This is a genomic window from Hyphomonas sp. FCG-A18 (genome assembly GCF_045287255.1).
Classification (GTDB): Bacteria; Pseudomonadota; Alphaproteobacteria; order Caulobacterales; family Hyphomonadaceae; genus Henriciella.
Genome location: NZ_CP137142.1, coordinates 1,076,895 through 1,094,719, shown reverse-complemented (window position 1 = coordinate 1,094,719; position 17,825 = coordinate 1,076,895). Strand labels below are relative to the sequence as shown.

Here is a 17,825-nt window from a genome sequence, read left to right as displayed (position 1 = left end):
ACCCGTTCATGCTTACCCTTATGCGCAGTATGCTCCGCTCAAAACTGGGCCTTTTGGTTTTTGGTCTCGTGATCATTGCCATGGCAGGCTGGGGCGTGACCGATGTCTTCAGCGGCGGGTTGGGAAACAATCTGGCTGGTGCCGGACAGCGTACGCTTTCTGATACGCAGTTTGATAGAATTGTTGAGCGTGAATTGCGTAACGCGGAAGATGACCGCGGTCGCGCGATCTCAAAAGAACAGGCGCTGGAACGGGGCCTGATCGACCAGATTTACAATCGCGAGCAATTCAATCTTGCCCTACGCGCTTACGGCGACAAGCTTGGTATCACAGCAACGCAGGATGTCATTCAGAAGACAATTACTCAGGATCCAGCCTTCCGAGATACAACGGGTGTGTTTGATCCGAACCAGTACCGCCAGTTGATCGATTTCAATGGTTTCACCCCCCGCACGTTCGAAGACACGATTGAGCGGGACCTGACAATCAATCGTTTGCGTATGCTACCGGCCTCAGGGCTGAGCGTTCCAAATGCTCTAGCCAGAATTGAAGCCTCTTTCACGGGCGAACTTCGCAGCGCAAGCTGGTTTGCCCTTCGAGAAGACGCGCTGCCGGAAATTGGTGAACCGACAGAAGAAGATTTACGCACGCTCTACGATTCGCGTACGGATGCTCTGCGTGAACCAGAGCGCCGACAAATCACACTACTCCGCGTTTCGGTTGATGATTTTACAGGTCAGGCTGAGTTTTCCGAAGATGATCTGATCGGCTTTTATGAAGCTTACAAACCAGAGCGTTACACAGGCCCGGATAGCCGCACGATAACCGAGTTTCAGTTTCAGACTGAAGCAGAAGCGCGAGATGCTCTTGGCCGTATTGCAGGTGGCGCAACCGCCAGTGACCTGACAGCGCTCCTAAGCTCGAATACACGCACGACACAGCAGGATGGCATTGCCGATGCCCGCTTTGCTCAGCAAGTTTTCAGCCGCGTCTCAGCCCCGAACTCACTGCACGGACCTGTTCAAATTGGTTCGGCATGGACCGTTATCCGTCTGGAAAGCATTACGCCGGGCGAAGCCACACCGTTTGAACTCGTCAGAGATGAGATTGAAGCTGAGCTTGCGCGTGAGCAGGCCGTGAACCTTTTTTATGATGCGCTGCCTCGTTTTGACGACTTGATCGGAACTGGCGCAAGCCTTGAAGAAATCGCCACTCAGCTCGGTGCGCCTGTGTTGACTTTTGCCCCTGTTGACCGTCGCGGTGTTTCAGCCTCAGGCGCGTTTTACAGCCCCCTCGCCGAGTATCCGCAATTGCTACAACAGGCTTTTGACCGTCAGGAGGGACGCACCACTGAGCGCTTTGGCGAGGATGAAGTCACATGGCTTGCTCGCGTTGACCAGATCATCCCTGAACGCATGCCTGAATTTGAAGAAGTTGAAGATCGTCTGGCTGTTGCCTGGCGTCTGCAACAGCAGTCTGATCAGTTGCAAGCTGTTGCTGGCGAGATTGAAAGCCGCATGGCAAGTGGTGAATCGACCCTTGCAGAGGAAGCAGCGCGTTACGATGCCGTGCTGGAGTCCAACCCTCGCCCGCTCTCACGAGCCAATCCACAAGCCAATCTGCCGCCCCAGTTGATCAATGGTCTGTTCGAAATTGATGCTGAAGGCGACGTGATCTCTGGTCCGGGCCTGCCAGGGCAAATGATTATCCTGCAAGCAACCGTTATCGACCGTCCAGCCCCGGAGACGCTGGATATTTTGGCGGAGAGCGCCTCAGTCGGGATGCAAGAGCAATTGTCAGGTGACCTGTTTGAAGCCTTCTTCCTGGAAATTCAGTCTGAAATGGAGCTTGAGACCAATCCGGCAGCTCTAGACGCTTACAAGCGCCGAATCGCACCTGTTCAATGACGAACACTCAAGGCCGTGATCACTTAATCATCCGGCGGCGACCAGGGGATATTGAAACCCCTGTGAGTGCGATGATGAAATTGGGTGCTGACACTCCAGGCACCTTTCTGTTTGAATCCATCCATGGTGGTGAGCGACTTGGCCGCTATTCCTTCATTGGTCTGGCACCACGCCAATGGATGCGCGTCAAAGATGGCATTGGTGAAGTCAGCGAAAATATTGCTTTTGTTGAAGCGCAAAAGCTTGATGCTTCACCCAGAGATGCCTTGCGGGAATTTGCAGAAAGTGCCCGCGCGATCATGCCTGAAGGCGAAGCAGACCTTCCCCCAATGGCAAGCGGCGCCTTTGGCTATATCGGCTATGACTTCATTCAGCATGTTGAGCCCGTCAGCATCACCAAGCCAGATGCGCTTGAGGTGCCCGAAGCACTTTTGATCATACCTGGCGTGGTTCTGATCTTTGATCACCTTTATCAGGAGCTCCTCTTGATTGGGCGCTACAGCAAGGGCGAGGAAGCTCACATTGCCCGGCTGCTGGATAATGTTGAAAACGCGTTGGAAAGCCCGCTTCCGCTCAGCCCCAGAGACGGCGAAAGCGAAGAACTCGACTTTGAGTCGAACACAACGAAAGACCAGTATTTCGATATGGTCGAAACCGCCCGCGATTATATCAAAGCTGGTGACATCTTTCAGGTTGTGCCGAGTCAGCGCTTCAGCGCGCCCTACAAGCGCAAGTCGATCAGCTTCTATCGTGCACTGCGCCGCCTGAACCCTTCGGCCTTCATGTTTCACATGAACCTTGGGGACGTGCGTCTGGTTGGATCCAGCCCGGAAATTCTGGTGCGTGTGCGTGATGGCCGCGTCGCTATTCGGCCAATTGCCGGAACCCGGCCACGCTCTGGCGATCCAGTCATCGATGCTGAGCGCAAGGCCGACCTTCTGGCCGATCAGAAAGAGATTGCTGAGCACCTAATGCTGCTTGACCTTGGCCGAAATGATGTTGGCCGGGTCGCTGCTTATGGCAGCGTAGAGGTGACTGAGCGCTTCATCGTCGAGCGCTATAGCCATGTCATGCATATTGTCAGCCATGTTGAGGGTGATCTGCGTGAAGGGCTCGATGCCGTCGACGCCCTGCTCGCAGGTTTGCCTGCCGGAACAGTATCTGGCGCTCCCAAGATCCGCGCCATGCAGATTATTGACGAGTTGGAGCAAAACTCTCGCGGAATCTATGGCGGCGCGATTGGATATTTTGGCTGGAATGGCGATCTCGACACCTGTATCGCCCTGCGTACGGCTGTGCTGAAAGACGGCAATCTTCATATTCAGGCTGGCGGCGGGGTCGTGCTCGACTCTGACCCGCAATATGAATTTGACGAGACCGTTCACAAAGCCAATGCGCTTAAGAAAGCCGCAGCTTTGGCCGCCACGTATGAGTTTGACCAATGATGAAAAATATTCTCGTCATCGACAATTATGACTCGTTCACGTGGAACCTTGTCCACTATCTCGAAGAGATCGGTGCTAAGACAACGGTCGTGCGTAATGACAAACTGACCGTTGATCAGGTTCTGGCTCAAAAGCCGGACGGGATCGTCCTGTCTCCCGGGCCCTGTACGCCAAATGAAGCAGGCATTTGCGTTGAACTGGTCCAGCGCGCCCCCGCAGATTTGCCAATCCTGGGGGTTTGCCTTGGTCATCAGAGCATCGGCCAAGCCGAAGGCGGCAAGATCATCACGTCGAAGGAAATTCGCCACGGCAAGATCAGCCCAATTACGCATAAAGGTGGCCCACTCTTCAAAGACCTGCCGGAAACCTTTGACGTGGTGCGTTATCACTCGCTCTCAATCCGAGCAGAGGATTTGCCAGAAACGCTCATTGCCGATGCCTTCACAGAGGATGGTGAAATTATGGCTGTCCATCATGTCAGTCGCCCCGTTTATGGTGTCCAGTTTCATCCCGAAAGCATCCTGACCGAGCATGGACATGCAATGCTGAAGAATTTTCTGGCCAGCTAAATCAGTTTTACAGGGAGACGAGTAGTCCCGGCGTTTAACCCGCGGAGCAGTCTGGGCTGTCTTCGGGTACGCATGTTTGGTTCCGCCCCTGTGACTTTGCGTGATACAAAGCAACATCAGCGGTTTTCAGAAGCTCCTGAGGTTCTGAGCCATGGGTTGGGTATTCCGATACACCAAGTGATACCGTAACCTGTGGAAGGTCTGCCCCAGCATAGCGAACAACTTGCGCCTCAATCGTGCGGCGGAACTCTTCGGCAAATTCGACAGCTTTATCGACATCCATATCCGGTAAAAGGATAGCGAACTCCTCGCCCCCCAATCGGCTGGGCACCTGTCCCCCCTTACAAGACGCCATCATCGATTTTGAGATCATTCTCAAAACCAGATCACCTGCATCATGTCCGTGATTGTCGTTGAAACGCTTGAAGTTGTCCGCATCGATCGTCAGCACAGCAAGCTTTGTATCTTTCCGTTCTGCATGAGCAATCGCAGAGCGCATACTGTCGAGGAAATATCGCCGATTGAACAAGCCTGTCAGCGAATCCTTGGTTGATTGATCTTGCAACTGATCCCTAAGCTTCACATTCGCAATCGCCAGACTGATATGTTCGGCGCACTGAATGGCGAACTGATGCGTTGTAGACGCTTGAGCGTCAGCCGTGTCATTGCCCTTGAGCATATTGGAGCCTTTGGCATACCGGATATGCATCAGGCCAACAGTGTCGCCATGCGCCAGAATTGGAATGCAGAGATACTCACCAATAGTCTCGACACCGCCGTCATCATCGACATGGGTGCAGGTCAAATTGACATCACTGGTTCCATACGAATACGGGCGTCCACGCCTGAGTGACCAACAGTCATCAGGCTCGATAAATTCAAGCAAACTATCCGTATTCCAGGAACACTTCCCATCAAGGACATCACGTGAGTTGCTATAGACATAGAGCTGCCCCGAAGAACCCGGTAAGAGCCGCTCCATGAAGATGCCAAGAACACGTAGAAGCTCATCAAGCGATTTGCAGCAATGAAGCCATTCATCGAACTCTGAAAGCAGTCGCGTTTGCCGCCGCCGTGCTTTTTCAAGCACAAGAGATTTGCGGGCGTTTTCACTGGCTTGTTCAGCCTCAAGCTTGGCCGCTCGCAATTGTCTCTGGTTTTGCCGTGCTTCGGTGACATCGCTAAACGTCACAACAAAACGCCCGGAACTCATAGGCCGCGCCGTCGTGTTTACGACACGCCCGGAGGGCAGTTGGCGATCAAATGCAAACGGGGATGCTTCATGAAAACGAGCTTCTGTCTGTGCAGCAACATCTGCGGTTATCTCTCCGCGTTTAACCGCAAGCTCCAGAAACTCCTTCCGTATGCGTCCCTCAAATATATCATCACTGCGCAATTCCAGAATATCGAAAACGCGTTCATTGTGCATTTCGCAGCGCCCGCATTTTGACCAGACAAGAACCCCCTGCTCCATTGAGTTAATAATCTCATGGATGGTCAGGGAAAGCTCGGCCTCAGAAAGATCAGGAGTATCGTTTGCCCCTGCAACCTCCCAACCTGTATCACTATCGGTTTCAAGCATTTTGCATGCGCCTTCCAGAACCTACGCTCCAGGAAATTGGCTAGGTTTACGGTTAAGAAACTAATGGCCAAATAATAACAAAGCCTTGATGAGCTTATTGGAATTGGAACCCCTCACTTAAGAACCAAGCCCTTAGCGCTGCAGAAATGCAAAGGCCTTTCCCTCTGAAAACCAATGGTTTTTGCCCTAGGCAGGTGCCCGCGGCCACGCTATCGACAAGGCATGTCAACACTTACGCCAATTCTTAAGTCACTCGCCGCTGGACACACACTATCAGTTACGGATCTTGAGGCCGCTTTTGCCACAATTCTAGCTGGAGACATCCCGGCAGAACAGATCGGGGCTTTCCTGATGGGGCTTGCCGTACGCGGAGAGACTGGCTCAGAACTGCTCGCGGGGGCCAAGACCTTGCGCGCAAATGCGCGGACCATCGATCTTCCTGGTCCAACCCTCGACACCTGCGGAACTGGCGGCCTTGGCTGGACCAGCCTGAACACATCGACCGCGAGCGCGATCGTCATCGCAGCAGCCGGGGGCATAGTGGCCAAGCATGGCAACCGCTCTGTCCCACCCAAAACAGGTAGCGCTGATGTCCTCGAAGCGCTTGGCGTTGAGCTTGATCTCGATGAGTCCCGGTTCAAAGCCTGCGTTGAACATGCCGGCGTTGGCTTCCTGTTTGCGCGCAGTCATCACAGCGCCATGCGGCATGTCGCGCCGGTTCGCGCAAGTCTCGGTATCCGAACTATTTTCAACCTGCTCGGTCCGCTCTCAAATCCCGCCTCCGCCACGCACCAGGTGCTCGGCGTCAATGAAGCGCGCTGGTTAAGGCCGATGGCTGAAGCCTTACGCGATCTTGGAATTACCCGTGCCTGGGTCGTCCATGGTACGTCCCCTACCGAAGACCGTGTGATCGATGAACTCTCCATTGCCGGTGAAACGCAAGTGATTGAGGTCAAGGATGGCACTTTGACTGAGTTGACCATCGTGCCGGAAGATGCCGGGCTGGATCGCGCGAACCTCTCAGCACTCGCGGGTGGCAAGCCAGATGAGAACGCGCTGGCCATTCGCGAGCTGCTCGAAGGGCGCGATGGCCCATTCCGCGATGCGGTTTTGCTGAATGCTGCGGCTGGTCTTCACGTGCTGGGTCTCGCCAGTAATCTGAAAATAGGCGCGCAAATGGCTGGCGATGCGATCGACAGTGGCAAGGCGCTCACCACATTGTCGAAACTCGCCGAGGCGTCTAAAGGCGGGGCATGAGTACAGCCCTCGACAAAATCATTGAATATAAGCGCGATGAAGTCGCTGCGTTGAAGCGGGCGCGATCTACCAGCGATCTGCTTGCCGCAGCACATGCGCAAGACGTGCCTCGTGGTTTTGCCGCTGCCCTATCTCATGTGGTGGAGACGGGGGAGAATGCCCTTATCTGTGAGATGAAACGCAAATCACCGAGCGCAGGCGAAATTCTTCCCGGCGCTGATCCAAGCGAGATTGCTGTGCAGTATGAGACCGGCGGTGCAGCCTGTCTCTCAGTTCTCACCGATGGCCCAAGCTTTGGCGGTAGTCCGGCAGATTTTGCGACAATCCGGAACGCCGTCAGCATTCCGATGCTGCGCAAGGATTTCATGATCGATACCGCGCAAGTTGTTGAAGCCCGCGCAATGGGCGCTGATGCCGTCCTCGTTATCCTGTCCTGCGCAGATGATGCGCTGGCTCTGGACCTTATTCAGACAGCGATAGACCTCGGCATGGACAGCCTGATTGAAACCCATGACGAGGTTGAGGTGGAACGTGCCCTCGCCCTGCCGTCTTCCCTCATTGGCGTGAACAATCGCGACCTCAAAATCATGAAAACGGATCTTGCGACCAGCGAACGGCTAGCACCAATGATCCCCGCTGGGCGAGATTTCATCTCCGAGAGCGGGATCAGCGACCCGGAAGACATTGTCCGTCTTCGCGAGTGTGGTGCGCGTCGTTTCCTAATCGGCGAAAGCCTGATGAAACGCACCGATCGGCAGGCACATGTCGCGCGCCTGCGATCAGCAGAATAATCAGACACCTCGGAAGTTTGCCGATCGTTTTTCAAGGAAAGCTGTAACGCCCTCTTTGAAATCCGGCTGACGTCCCGCTGTGCGTTGGGCAAACCGCTCAGCCTGAAGCTGGCTATCAAAATCATTGTCTTCAGATTGCCAGACCAGATCGCGGATCAAGGATAGGGCCTGCGTCGGTCCATCAGCAAGTTTCTGCGCATAGGCGCGTGCCTCATCCATTAAAGCGTCATCGGCCACCACGCGATTGATCAAGCCCCATTCCAGCGCTTCTTTGGCAAAGACTTTCTCACCAAATAGAGTCATCTCCATGGCGCGTGCACGTCCAGCCATGCGCGGCAGAAGGAAGGTTGAGCCACCATCAGGCACCAGACCGATCCGGCGGAAAGCTTGCAGGAAGTAACCACTCTCGCCAGCAATAATAAAATCTCCCATCAGAGCGATAGAGCACCCCACCCCCGCCGCGGCCCCATTCACCGCCGTAATGATCGGATGCGGATGCGTACGCATGGCTTTGATCAGCGGATTATAGTGGCTATCGAGGGCTTTACCCGCATCAGGCTTACCTTTCGGACCGCCGCCTTCGCTCATATTTGGTGATAGGTTTGCTCCGGAACAGAAGCCTCGCCCCGTTCCGGTAATGATCGTACAGCGCGCTTCATCACCCGCCATTTCTAATGCCAATGACATTTCACTGACCGTATCGATGCCGGCAGCATTCATTGTTTTCGGATCATTCAAACTGATCGTCGCGATATCCTCAGCGACCGCATAAGTGATTTTTGTAAAAGCCATGGCCGTTTTGCTCCCTGTTACAGGAGAGAATATCTCGCGCGCACGACAAGAAAACCATGACGTGGGGTCAGCCGGAAAGTGTTTGTCACGCCGGGAAAGTGCGTTATCCTTTACGTCAACGATAAGAAAACCCTGGGAGACTTAAGCAATGGCACTCGACGTCATGACATCAGACGGCATGGGCGAAATCCTCGCCAAACAAAAAGCTGCAAATATTCGAGATGGCATTCCCAGCGCAGAGCAGCGTATCGCCTGGATCGACAAATCCATCGATCTGCTCGTCACACATGGCGATGCTCTGTCACAAGCCATGGCTGAGGACTTTGGGCATCGCTCGATCGATCAGTCGAACCTGACAGACATAGCAGGGTCAATTGGGGCGTTGAAGTTCTCCAAAAAGCATCTGAAGAAGTGGATGAAGCCCGAAAAGCGCGGCGTTGAGTTCCCCCTCGGCCTGCTCGGCTCAAAAGCCTATATCCAATACCAGCCTAAAGGTGTTGTTGGCATCATTAGCCCATGGAATTTCCCGGTCAATCTGACCTTTGCCCCGCTTGCGAATGTGTTTGCGGCCGGTAACCGGGCGATGATCAAACCGTCCGAGTTCACTGAAAAAACCAGTGAGCTGATGAAAGACCTGTTCAGCCAGTACTATACCGAGGAAGAAGTCGCGGTAGTGACGGGTGGCCCGGACATTGGCGCCGCTTTCTCTGGCCTGCCCTTTGATCATATGATTTTCACCGGCGCGACCTCGATTGCTCACCATGTGATGCGGGCAGCCGCAGATAACCTTGTTCCACTAACACTGGAGCTTGGCGGCAAGAGCCCGGTCATTCTTGGGAAATCTGCCGACCTCGATAAGGCTGCTGCCCGGATCATGGCAGGCAAGACCCTGAATGCCGGGCAGATCTGCCTCGCGCCCGATTACGCTTTTGTCCCGGAAGAGAAGACCCATGACTTTGTTGGTGCAGCAACCGCGGCGGTTGGCAAGATGTTTCCCGATGGCCTGAAAGACAACAATGACTACACATCCGTAGTCAATCAGCGCCACTTTGATCGCCTGAACTCATATCTCGATGATGCCCTTGAGAAAGGCGCAGAAGTGATTGAGATCAATCCGGCGGGGGAGAATTTCAGCCAGCAACCTCACCACAAGATGGCCCCGCATATCGTCGTGAATCCAACCGATGATATGAAAGTTATGCAGGATGAGATTTTCGGCCCTATCCTGCCAATCAAATCCTACACAAACACCAGCGATGCTGTGGGCTACATCAATGATCACGCCCGCCCCCTAGGCCTTTACTACTTTGGTGATGATGCAAGCGAACGCGAAATGGTCCTGAACAACACCACATCAGGCGGCGTAACCGTCAATGACGTGATCTTCCATGTTGCTCAGGAAGACCTGCCGTTCGGCGGGGTAGGGCCATCCGGTATGGGTGCCTATCATGGCAAAGACGGCTTCTATGAGTTTAGCCACAAGAAAGCTGTCTATACCCAAACAGGCAGCGAGCTGCTGGCGATGATGCGCCCACCCTATGGTGAGAAATTCCGCAAGCAAGTTGCCGGGCGGGTGAAGAAATAAATGCAATCTTTCACTGTTGAGGAGGGCGAGTTTGCCGGATGGCAGACTTGGCCAACAGAGCCGTTTGAGCATGACACGGCAGGGCCGTTCTATTTCCGCAAGGATAAAAAGGGTCCAGTCGCCGCTTTTCGCTCTGAACATAAGCATATGAACGCTGGCGGGGTGATCCATGGCGGATGCCTGATGACCTTTGCCGACTTTGCCTTGTTCGCGCTCGCGCATGATGGCGACAGCGAGGATAGCTATGGCGTCACAGTCGCGTTTAATTGCGAGTTCTTATCCGGCGCGAGAGAAAACCAGTTGATCGAGGCCCGGGGTGAAATCATGGGTGGTGGCCGTTCTATCACCTTTGTGCGCGGGGTCGTGACAGCGGATGGAACCCCGGTCCTGAACTTCTCCGGTACAATCAAAAAGCGCCACCAGAAAGTCGATAGCCATTAGGGCTTGCCTGCGTCGCTAGAATACGGCCAACATCTGTTCATCAGAACAGATAAACGAGTCCTGTCATGTCCCCTGCCCCGGCCATTCGCCGCCGCCAAAGCAAGATTGTTGCAACCCTTGGACCGGGAAGCCGCTCTCCGAAAGTCGTTGAGCTCTTGGCTCTGGCCGGGGTCGATGTCTTTCGCCTGAATTTCAGCCATGGCAGCCATGACGATCACCGCATGGCCTTTGAGACTGTCCGGCGAACAGAAGCCCGTATTGGACGCCCGATTGGCGTTCTTGCCGACCTGCAAGGCCCAAAAGTCCGTGTCGGTAAATTCCCGGAAGGCAAGATCAGGTTCGGCTTTAATGAAAGCCTTTCGCTTGTCGCGGGTGAAACAACGGACCAAGCCCAAACCATCCCTGTTCCGCATCCGGAAATCCTTGCTGTTCTGGCTGAGGGGGACGAGATTCTCGCCAATGATGGGATGGTTCGGTTTACCGTTACACAAGCGGGGCAAAGTCCGAAGGTCACATCGGCTTTACCTGGCGAACTCGGTGACCGCAAAGGCTTTACCGTGCGGGGGAAGGCTTTGCCGGTTCAGGCTTTGACTGAGAAAGATAAAGAGGATTTGGCCTTTGCCATGGATCTGGGTGTCGATTTTGTCGCCCTCAGCTTTGTCCAGACGGCCGAAGATATCAGAACGGCTAAAGCGCTGATCACAAACAAAGCGCCCCTGATCGCAAAGCTCGAGAAGCCTGCTGCGATCGACAATTTGGGGGATATCCTGAACGCGACCGATGGTGTCATGGTAGCCCGGGGCGATCTTGGCGTTGAGTTCCCGGCTGAGGAAGTGCCAATCATACAGCGCCGTATTGTGCGTGCGGCACGCGCCGCTGGAAAGCCGGTCATCGTCGCAACACAGATGCTTGAGTCGATGATAGACAATGCAGCCCCAACCCGCGCCGAAGCCAGTGATGTCGCCACCGCCATTTATCAGGGCTCCGATGCCGTAATGTTATCAGCAGAGACCGCGGTTGGACGGCACCCGGCAACAGCGGTCGCAATCATGGACAGGATCATTGCCGCAACTGAAAACGCCGAGGATCACCCCGCCGCCATGGCTCAGTTTTCAGGCGACGCCAAAGACGATTTACCGGTAGATATTATCGCCGATGCGGCCTTCCGCCTCGCCGAAAATGCTGGCGCAACGGCGCTTGCTCTGCGCACAGGTTCAACCCGCCGACTGATCCGCTTCTCACGGCAACGTGGTGGTGTTCCCGTCCTATACAGCTCGAATGACAAGCCCCGCCTGCGCCGCGCGCAACTATTGTGGGGCATTCATGCGTTAGAAATGGGACCTGCTGGCGATGATGGCTGGGTTGATCGTGTCCATCAACGCTCTGGATTAGCAGGCGCGACAGCATGGTCAGCTTGGCGCGGAGAGGACGAAGGCGATGTGTCCGCCTGGCTCATGGGTGTGGTCGAAGAGTGAGCTCATGCAAACAAAGAATTCAGTATACGACCACATGTAACGCAGCGCTGGAAGAGCATAGCTTATCCCAATAAGGTATTGAAAGAATAACAATTAATATTATGCCACCAATATAATCCCTCAGTTACTAGAATCATCTTCGCAGTAACCTACAAAAGCAAGATTCATTGGATCACTAAACAACCAGTGTCTTCTTTCAATCTTTGCTATTTGGGAGCAGCCAGTTCGCATCCTCCTATTACCCCGAGTATAGCCAATGTAATAATAGGGGCTGCCCTCTTCATAGTAAGTGTCTTTTCGGATAAATGGGCTTTCTACAAAAGGAGCAACCAGATGCGCTGGATGCGCCTCAAAATATAGAGGTTGATCTGGAAAGCGATTGTGAGCAGTCATTCTTCCTGCGGCTTGCCTAAGCGAGAACCCCCAATAGTCTAACTCGTACTGATCCGGTTTTGCTTTTTCACGTGAAAACTCATTAAAGTACACATAATTAAACGGATAAAGATAAACATTATCGACCGAGAATGATAGAATATTGAGCCCCAATACCGCAAAAATAAATCCTCTCAATTTCATATAGTTATTATACACAACATCAAATGCATGAAAAATAATTATAACTCCAACAGGAAACATAAATAATAAATGCCTAACCCCATCATACATCGCAGAATTTCTGTAGAAAATAACAGACAATGGCAATAAATAAGAAAGAATAATTAAAATTCTTGCCGAATTTGATTTCGCCACAAGAAAAATCATACACGGAATCATGAAAATCAAAAACAAAATGGGCGCACGAACAGAATACCAAGCCCACCAATACTGAAAAGCAGACCAATCTTCACCGGTCGGCTTTAGGCACTCCCCAGCAGAAATTGTACACCCTCTCCACTCATGGTGAGACATATAAATAATAGCCTCTCGTATAAAACGAACCGGCTCTACCCAGGCCACCGGCGTTACGACATAAAGAGTGAATAACGCGATCGGCAAAGCTATCAGGCAACTTTTCAAGCGCCATATGCGATCCTTAGAGACCACGACACTGTACAGAAAACCAAGAAGCGGGACAAACATCACTGGAATTGCGATAATTTTGACAGCCCCGGCACCAACGCTCGCTAGTGCAACTGCGATCAAGCCTTTCAGGAAGCTTAAACGCTCCTGATCGAAAGATTTAATTACCCCCCAAAGCGCAAGACAATAGAAAAATGCTAGCGGTAAGTCTTTATAATTAAAAAACGAATGCCCTAGCCAATTTGGATAAAGGCAACAGAAATAAGCTGGCGAGAATAGACATAGTCTCTCCAGCATTTAGTAAGCGCATAATTCTGAACACTAAAACACAGGTTCCAACAGACCATAGGAACCCGTTCAAGTGGAGCAGAAACCTATACACGACATCGTGCGCAGTGCCCTTGTCGCCGATCCAAGGGCGCATCCAACCCGTAACCCAATCAGCAATACCGGTTGTTAGAATGCCATAAAATTCATAATCTCTCGGCAGGTCTGAAAAGTTTGGTCGCTCTCCATTTGCCCAAACCTTCTCAGCAAATCTCATATAATGATCAAAGCTTCTCGTATGGACATGTTGATCCCAAGTTTGACCACCAATCAGCTGTGCCAATAGAAAAACAAAGAAGTAAATGGTCAGAAACGCGTAGATAGCCTTAGAATTCACCATTCGCATTGCCCCACCCACAATCAAAACGATAAGAATAATAACGCGACACTAGTAATATTCAGCCGCATCTTGCGTCAACTATGCTTTCTGAATTATCAAAGGGCTTTGTTAGCTGATCTGTGACTTCACCCCGTAAATATCTCTTTTTAGGGAGGAAGACGCGCCGATAGAAACTGACAAACGCAGAAAGCTGTCGCCCCTTCTCTGTTAAGATAACGCAGCCGTTTTCAATTTTCGCCGTGCCCGATGCAACCTGCTCGGTAAGCCGAACGTCAACCAACCTGAACTCAGGAAGATACTCACGAACGAATATATCAGCCATCGCCTCTTCGGAAATTTGGCCACCTCTTTGATCAAGTTTTTCAACGATATAAAGAGATAGAGAACGATCAATAACCGTTGGTCCCATCACAGCATACAGCAAGATCAAGAGATTACTGGCAATCGAGACCAGAACCACCTCCGAGACCAGTAGAGCCGACTTTGGTCGCCATACAAACCAGTAAACAAGCAAAACGATGACGGATGCCAAAAACGCATCAAGAATGCAGGCATACAAAATGACTTTCACTGTTAGAAATTGAAAATGCAGGAAATTAATGACAAGAAAGCTCAGCCCCAAAGCCGCCGATAAAAGCAGAAGCTCCATGCATCGTCTTTTCCAGCTATAGGGAGAAATATGTAGGCTAGGCGGATTTTCGGCAACCATATCCAGATTTGACTCCTTAGTACCCGCACCAAGCCTCATTGATTGAGAGATAACGTTTAGCCTTACCGGGTTTGATATCAAATGCCACGCTTTCAACCTCTAATCCGCTCAAATCCAGCATAAGCAGATCTCGGCCCAATCTGGAAGAACGATGATCTGCTGAGACGCGGCGACCGTCTCTAAGCTCTGCGGAGACCTTATACACCTGTGGCATATCACCATTTTTGCCATACCAGAAAAGCTTGACACAGCTTCTTTCTTTCAGAAGCTTAAATCGGACTGTAGACTGGCTAGGTAGCTCTGTCTGATGCTGTCCATTGGTCCAGCGCGTATCTGGTTGTTTATCCATTGCAAGCGCAACGTTATCTTGTCTGAGGTTTTCAACTGATATGGTCTCAAGTGCACCAGTCCGTACGGGAACAAAAGCTAGCCTTACTGCCCCTCCTCTTCGTTGAGACAAATCAAATTCAAGGGCTTCATCGGTAATCGCTTTTCCCGAAAAGAATACACCATCCTGAAAATTTGCATCGATCGCTAACATTTGACCTGATCTGAAAGCTGTCTCGTTCAATTCGGTTCGCAGCCGTCCTGGGTCGTCAAGGTGTACGCCTAGTTGCCAATTCCGAAAAGGGGCATAAAATTTGACTTGATCGGGAGCCACAGCTTCTGAAAAGCGAGCGACTTGCGACCATGCCTCAATTGGCACGAAGTGCCAGTTTCTTATTTTCTGAACGCCATTATAGCCAATGACAGCAAGAGCTGCGCTGATGACTAAAGTTTGAATGGTCGCGCCCCATTCATAACGAAAAAGCTGTGAAACCAAAACAGCGCCGCCTACAGCGAGGGGGGCAACAATGAACTGTGTTGTACGCACAAGGGGTGTTTGCAAATACAAGCAGACAGCTGTGAAACCAATATACGCAACAAGGCAAATCAGAACCATCTTAAGCTGATAGCTCCACCCCTTCAAAAGAAGGGCTATCAACCCCAAAGCCAGGCTCGCATAAATTAGATAAATTGGCGAAACGTTCTCGACGAGAATATACTCAAGAGTCTCCCAAACCGACTCCATTGTCGCATAATGGGTTCCCCAATTCTTGGCATAGCCGGATGCGGCACCCAAAATTTGTGTCGCTGTGGGAAGATAAAAAGCGATACCAGCCAGGCCAGTTACCATCCCAGCAAATGCAAATCGCCAGCTCGGGCGCAACAAAAAAGCCAGACCACATTGTATGGCTGCAAACGGTATATAAATTGGCAAAGTGGCCCCGCCAACAAATGCACTTATAAATAGCCCGTTGCGACTGCCCGCATCACCATTTTTCAGGAAATAATATAGGAAAATGGACTGAGTTATTGCCGCCGCAAATACTATTCCATAACCGCGCGCTTGTAATGTCAGGTCCAGTGTATCTGTGTTGAGAAATAGTAAGCCTACAGCCAGCACTCCGCCAGCGAAAAAGCCTTCCTTGAAACTAAACCTCAGGAAGAAAAAGAGCGCTCCCAAAACGGCTATAAAGCTAATAATCCGCGCCCAGAATGGTGAATAGGCAAGCCCGGATGGGATAACAGACGCCAGCATATTAAACAGAATATGGTTGTTAGGTTCGTGATAATCGGTCCAGGCTGTATAAAGGCCCTGCTGAGAAAAATAGCGAATACTGTACAGTTCATCATTCCACATTGATGTGGTTGCCATGGCCCCTAGGTACTTCCAGAGGTAAATCGCAGCAACTACAACACAGAATATGCCAATAGAGTAAAGAAAATAGCGGCTATACTTTAGGGGTCTAAAAGTTTGTCTCGAAACCACGTCTGAGCCTGAATTTTCAGATGTCTCTTGCATCACTCCAGTCCCGTACCACTATCTTTCGTTTCCTATAGGTTGGCACACTTTCGGACGCAAGAAGGACTTCTAGTCAAAACAAAAATATAAATAGAAAGCGATACAGAAATTACCTTGATATAGTGCTGTATCCCCATTAGCGATCCAAAAATCTGACTAGTAAATGTTGTTCTTCGTCTCGTATAGTGGGGGCTCAAATGGGACAATCCCTTGAACCTGATATCGTTATTGTCACGCCCGTCCTGAATGATTGGGAAAGTTTCGCGCAACTCGCCTCTGAAATTGATACCTTGCCTGAATTGCAGAATTATAACGTCTCGATTCTTGCTGTAGATGATGGCTCAATTAAAGTTACACTTCCTGAAGCATTAGAGTTTCGGGGCTGTGTAACGAGTCTTAGCGTTTTAAAACTCAACGCTAATCAAGGTCATCAGCGCGCCATTGCACTTGGTCTTGCCTATTGTCATGAGCATCTGTCTCCAAAATCTATTATCGTCATGGATAGTGATGGCGAAGATCGGCCTCAAGATATTGCACGACTTCTTGAAGGTCACTCAAATAGTCCAAACTCAATAATCGTCGCAAGGCGACAGCAACGGTCGGAAAGCTTTCTGTTCAAAACATTCTACAAAATCTACAAATTCCTATTCGCAGCTCTGACCGGCAAATCCATTTCCTTTGGAAATTTTTCATTGCTTCCTGCAAGCCGCCTCTCAAATGTGGTTTATAATACCGGTATCTGGAATAATTATGCTGCGACGCTGTTGAAGAGTCGGGTACCAATCACCTTTACGGCCACTGATCGCGGTAAGCGTTTCTTTGGCACTTCGAGTATGAATCTTACATCACTTATGGTGCATGGAATCAGCGCGATTGCCGTGTTCTCTGACATCGTCATTGGCAGAATTATTTTCTTCCTGACAAGCGCTTCCGTACTGATTGTGATGGCCATTGCCGGTACAGTTCTCCTACGCTTGGTTGGCGGTTACTTTGTACCTGGCTACGCCACTTACGTTATTCTATTCTTGGTCAACTTGTTGGCAGTTTCCCTGTTTACTGGCTTTATGATGATCCTGTTATTGCTTGCTGGCAGAGATAGAGCGGCCACTCTACCCAACAAAATGACAAAAGACCTTATAGGCGATGTCATCCATCATATCACGATGAAGCAAGATGCAAGTTCAAAGCATTAAAGAATTCCTCTTCCGCACAATACGGTTCGGTTTAGTCGGTATTCTGGCAACCGTGCTTTATGCGGTTATATCGTTTGCTGGCGTGTTCTTAGGTTTAAGCGCAGTCATGGCGCATATCATTGCTTATGCGATTAGCATTGCAGCCTCATACTTTGGACAAAAATCCTATACATTTGGCATACAAAGTCAGCATCGAGAGTTCGGCCCCAAATTCGTTATTGCAACGCTATTTCTAGCGGGTAGTCAGTTTCTGCTTGTTTATGGATTGGCGACCTATAGCGACTTGCAAGACTACTTCATTCTCAGTCTCAGCACGCTTTACTATCCACCAGCGAGCTTCCTGGTCCATACATTCTGGACCTTCAAGACGAAGGGTGAGTGAATTCAACCCGGTAAGTTAGCTAGTGGTGTGGTGCGGGCGGCCGGGCTTGAACCGGCAAGGCCGTATTAGGGCCGACGGATTTTAAGTCCGTTGTGTTTACCAATTTCACCACGCCCGCACTTGATACCGCTTATGCAAGATTGCGCTGAAAAATACACCCCCGT

The 17,825-nt window shown here is 51.2% G+C and carries 15 protein-coding genes and 1 tRNA gene; 10 read left to right on the top strand and 6 right to left on the bottom strand.

Translation table 11 applies throughout. From position 1 onward, the window contains the following. The first annotated feature begins 8 nt into the window (after positions 1-8). Genes RYZ27_RS05390 through RYZ27_RS05380 form a run of 3 tightly spaced genes read left to right on the top strand, consistent with a single transcriptional unit; the run spans position 9 to position 3,921 of the window. Positions 9-1,907: a SurA N-terminal domain-containing protein gene (locus RYZ27_RS05390; RefSeq protein WP_406681343.1), complete on the top strand. Its 1,899-nt coding sequence runs from the start codon at positions 9-11 to the stop codon at positions 1,905-1,907. Further along, positions 1,904-3,352, top strand: coding sequence for an anthranilate synthase component I (gene trpE, locus RYZ27_RS05385; RefSeq protein ID WP_406681342.1), 1,449 nt, complete (start codon positions 1,904-1,906; stop codon positions 3,350-3,352). Before RYZ27_RS05390 ends, trpE begins: the two co-directional genes overlap by 4 nt. Then, positions 3,349-3,921: an anthranilate synthase component II gene (locus RYZ27_RS05380; protein WP_406681341.1), complete on the top strand. Its 573-nt coding sequence runs from the start codon at positions 3,349-3,351 to the stop codon at positions 3,919-3,921. The genes trpE and RYZ27_RS05380 overlap by 4 nt, the downstream gene beginning before the upstream one ends. A 34-nt stretch (positions 3,922-3,955) precedes the next feature. On the opposite strand, the gene RYZ27_RS05375 is transcribed toward RYZ27_RS05380, so the two are convergent. Next, on the bottom strand, positions 3,956-5,503 hold the full coding sequence (locus tag RYZ27_RS05375; protein WP_406681340.1) for a diguanylate cyclase: 1,548 nt from the start codon (positions 5,501-5,503) through the stop codon (positions 3,956-3,958). Positions 5,504-5,725: 222 nt separating this feature from the next. On the opposite strand from RYZ27_RS05375, the gene trpD reads away from it, so the two are divergent. Further along, on the top strand, positions 5,726-6,760 hold the full coding sequence (trpD, locus tag RYZ27_RS05370; RefSeq protein WP_406681339.1) for an anthranilate phosphoribosyltransferase: 1,035 nt from the start codon (positions 5,726-5,728) through the stop codon (positions 6,758-6,760). Continuing rightward, positions 6,757-7,551, top strand: a complete 795-nt coding sequence (gene trpC, locus RYZ27_RS05365) for an indole-3-glycerol phosphate synthase TrpC (RefSeq protein WP_406681338.1) — start codon at positions 6,757-6,759, stop codon at positions 7,549-7,551. Before trpD ends, trpC begins: the two co-directional genes overlap by 4 nt. On the opposite strand, the gene RYZ27_RS05360 is transcribed toward trpC, so the two are convergent. Next, positions 7,552-8,343, bottom strand: a complete 792-nt coding sequence (locus RYZ27_RS05360; RefSeq protein ID WP_406681337.1) for an enoyl-CoA hydratase/isomerase — start codon at positions 8,341-8,343, stop codon at positions 7,552-7,554. A gap of 148 nt (positions 8,344-8,491) precedes the next feature. Between RYZ27_RS05360 and RYZ27_RS05355 the strand changes: the two genes are divergently transcribed. The 3 genes from RYZ27_RS05355 to pyk all read left to right on the top strand — a co-directional run bounded on the left by RYZ27_RS05355 (position 8,492) and on the right by pyk (position 11,844). Continuing rightward, a complete protein-coding gene (locus RYZ27_RS05355) occupies positions 8,492-9,928 on the top strand; it encodes a coniferyl aldehyde dehydrogenase (RefSeq protein WP_406681336.1) in 1,437 nt (478 codons plus the stop codon). After that, positions 9,929-10,369: a PaaI family thioesterase gene (locus RYZ27_RS05350; RefSeq protein ID WP_406681335.1), complete on the top strand. Its 441-nt coding sequence runs from the start codon at positions 9,929-9,931 to the stop codon at positions 10,367-10,369. Between the two features lie 65 nt (positions 10,370-10,434). Then, positions 10,435-11,844, top strand: a complete 1,410-nt coding sequence (pyk, locus tag RYZ27_RS05345; protein WP_406681334.1) for a pyruvate kinase — start codon at positions 10,435-10,437, stop codon at positions 11,842-11,844. 120 nt (positions 11,845-11,964) lie between these two features. On the opposite strand, the gene RYZ27_RS05340 is transcribed toward pyk, so the two are convergent. From RYZ27_RS05340 to RYZ27_RS05330, 3 genes are all read right to left on the bottom strand, one after another. Continuing rightward, a complete protein-coding gene (locus RYZ27_RS05340) occupies positions 11,965-13,161 on the bottom strand; it encodes a hypothetical protein (protein ID WP_406681333.1) in 1,197 nt (398 codons plus the stop codon). A gap of 428 nt (positions 13,162-13,589) precedes the next feature. After that, positions 13,590-14,180 carry a hypothetical protein gene (locus RYZ27_RS05335; protein ID WP_406681332.1) on the bottom strand — a complete coding sequence of 197 codons (591 nt, stop codon included), beginning with the start codon at positions 14,178-14,180 and terminating at the stop codon, positions 13,590-13,592. A 76-nt stretch (positions 14,181-14,256) separates the two neighbouring features. Next, the gene (locus RYZ27_RS05330; RefSeq protein WP_406681331.1) at positions 14,257-15,939 is read right to left on the bottom strand and encodes a hypothetical protein; all 1,683 of its coding nucleotides are present in this window, start codon (positions 15,937-15,939) and stop codon (positions 14,257-14,259) included. Positions 15,940-16,283: 344 nt separating this feature from the next. Here RYZ27_RS05330 and RYZ27_RS05325 point away from each other — a divergent pair, with 344 nt between their 5' ends. After that, positions 16,284-17,279 carry a glycosyltransferase gene (locus tag RYZ27_RS05325; RefSeq protein ID WP_406681330.1) on the top strand — a complete coding sequence of 332 codons (996 nt, stop codon included), beginning with the start codon at positions 16,284-16,286 and terminating at the stop codon, positions 17,277-17,279. Continuing rightward, positions 17,260-17,661: a GtrA family protein gene (locus RYZ27_RS05320; RefSeq protein ID WP_406681329.1), complete on the top strand. Its 402-nt coding sequence runs from the start codon at positions 17,260-17,262 to the stop codon at positions 17,659-17,661. Before RYZ27_RS05325 ends, RYZ27_RS05320 begins: the two co-directional genes overlap by 20 nt. A 28-nt stretch (positions 17,662-17,689) precedes the next feature. Here the strand turns inward: RYZ27_RS05320 and RYZ27_RS05315 are convergent. Continuing rightward, positions 17,690-17,779: transfer RNA gene (locus RYZ27_RS05315), tRNA-Leu, on the bottom strand. Between the last annotated feature and the right edge of the window lie 46 nt (positions 17,780-17,825).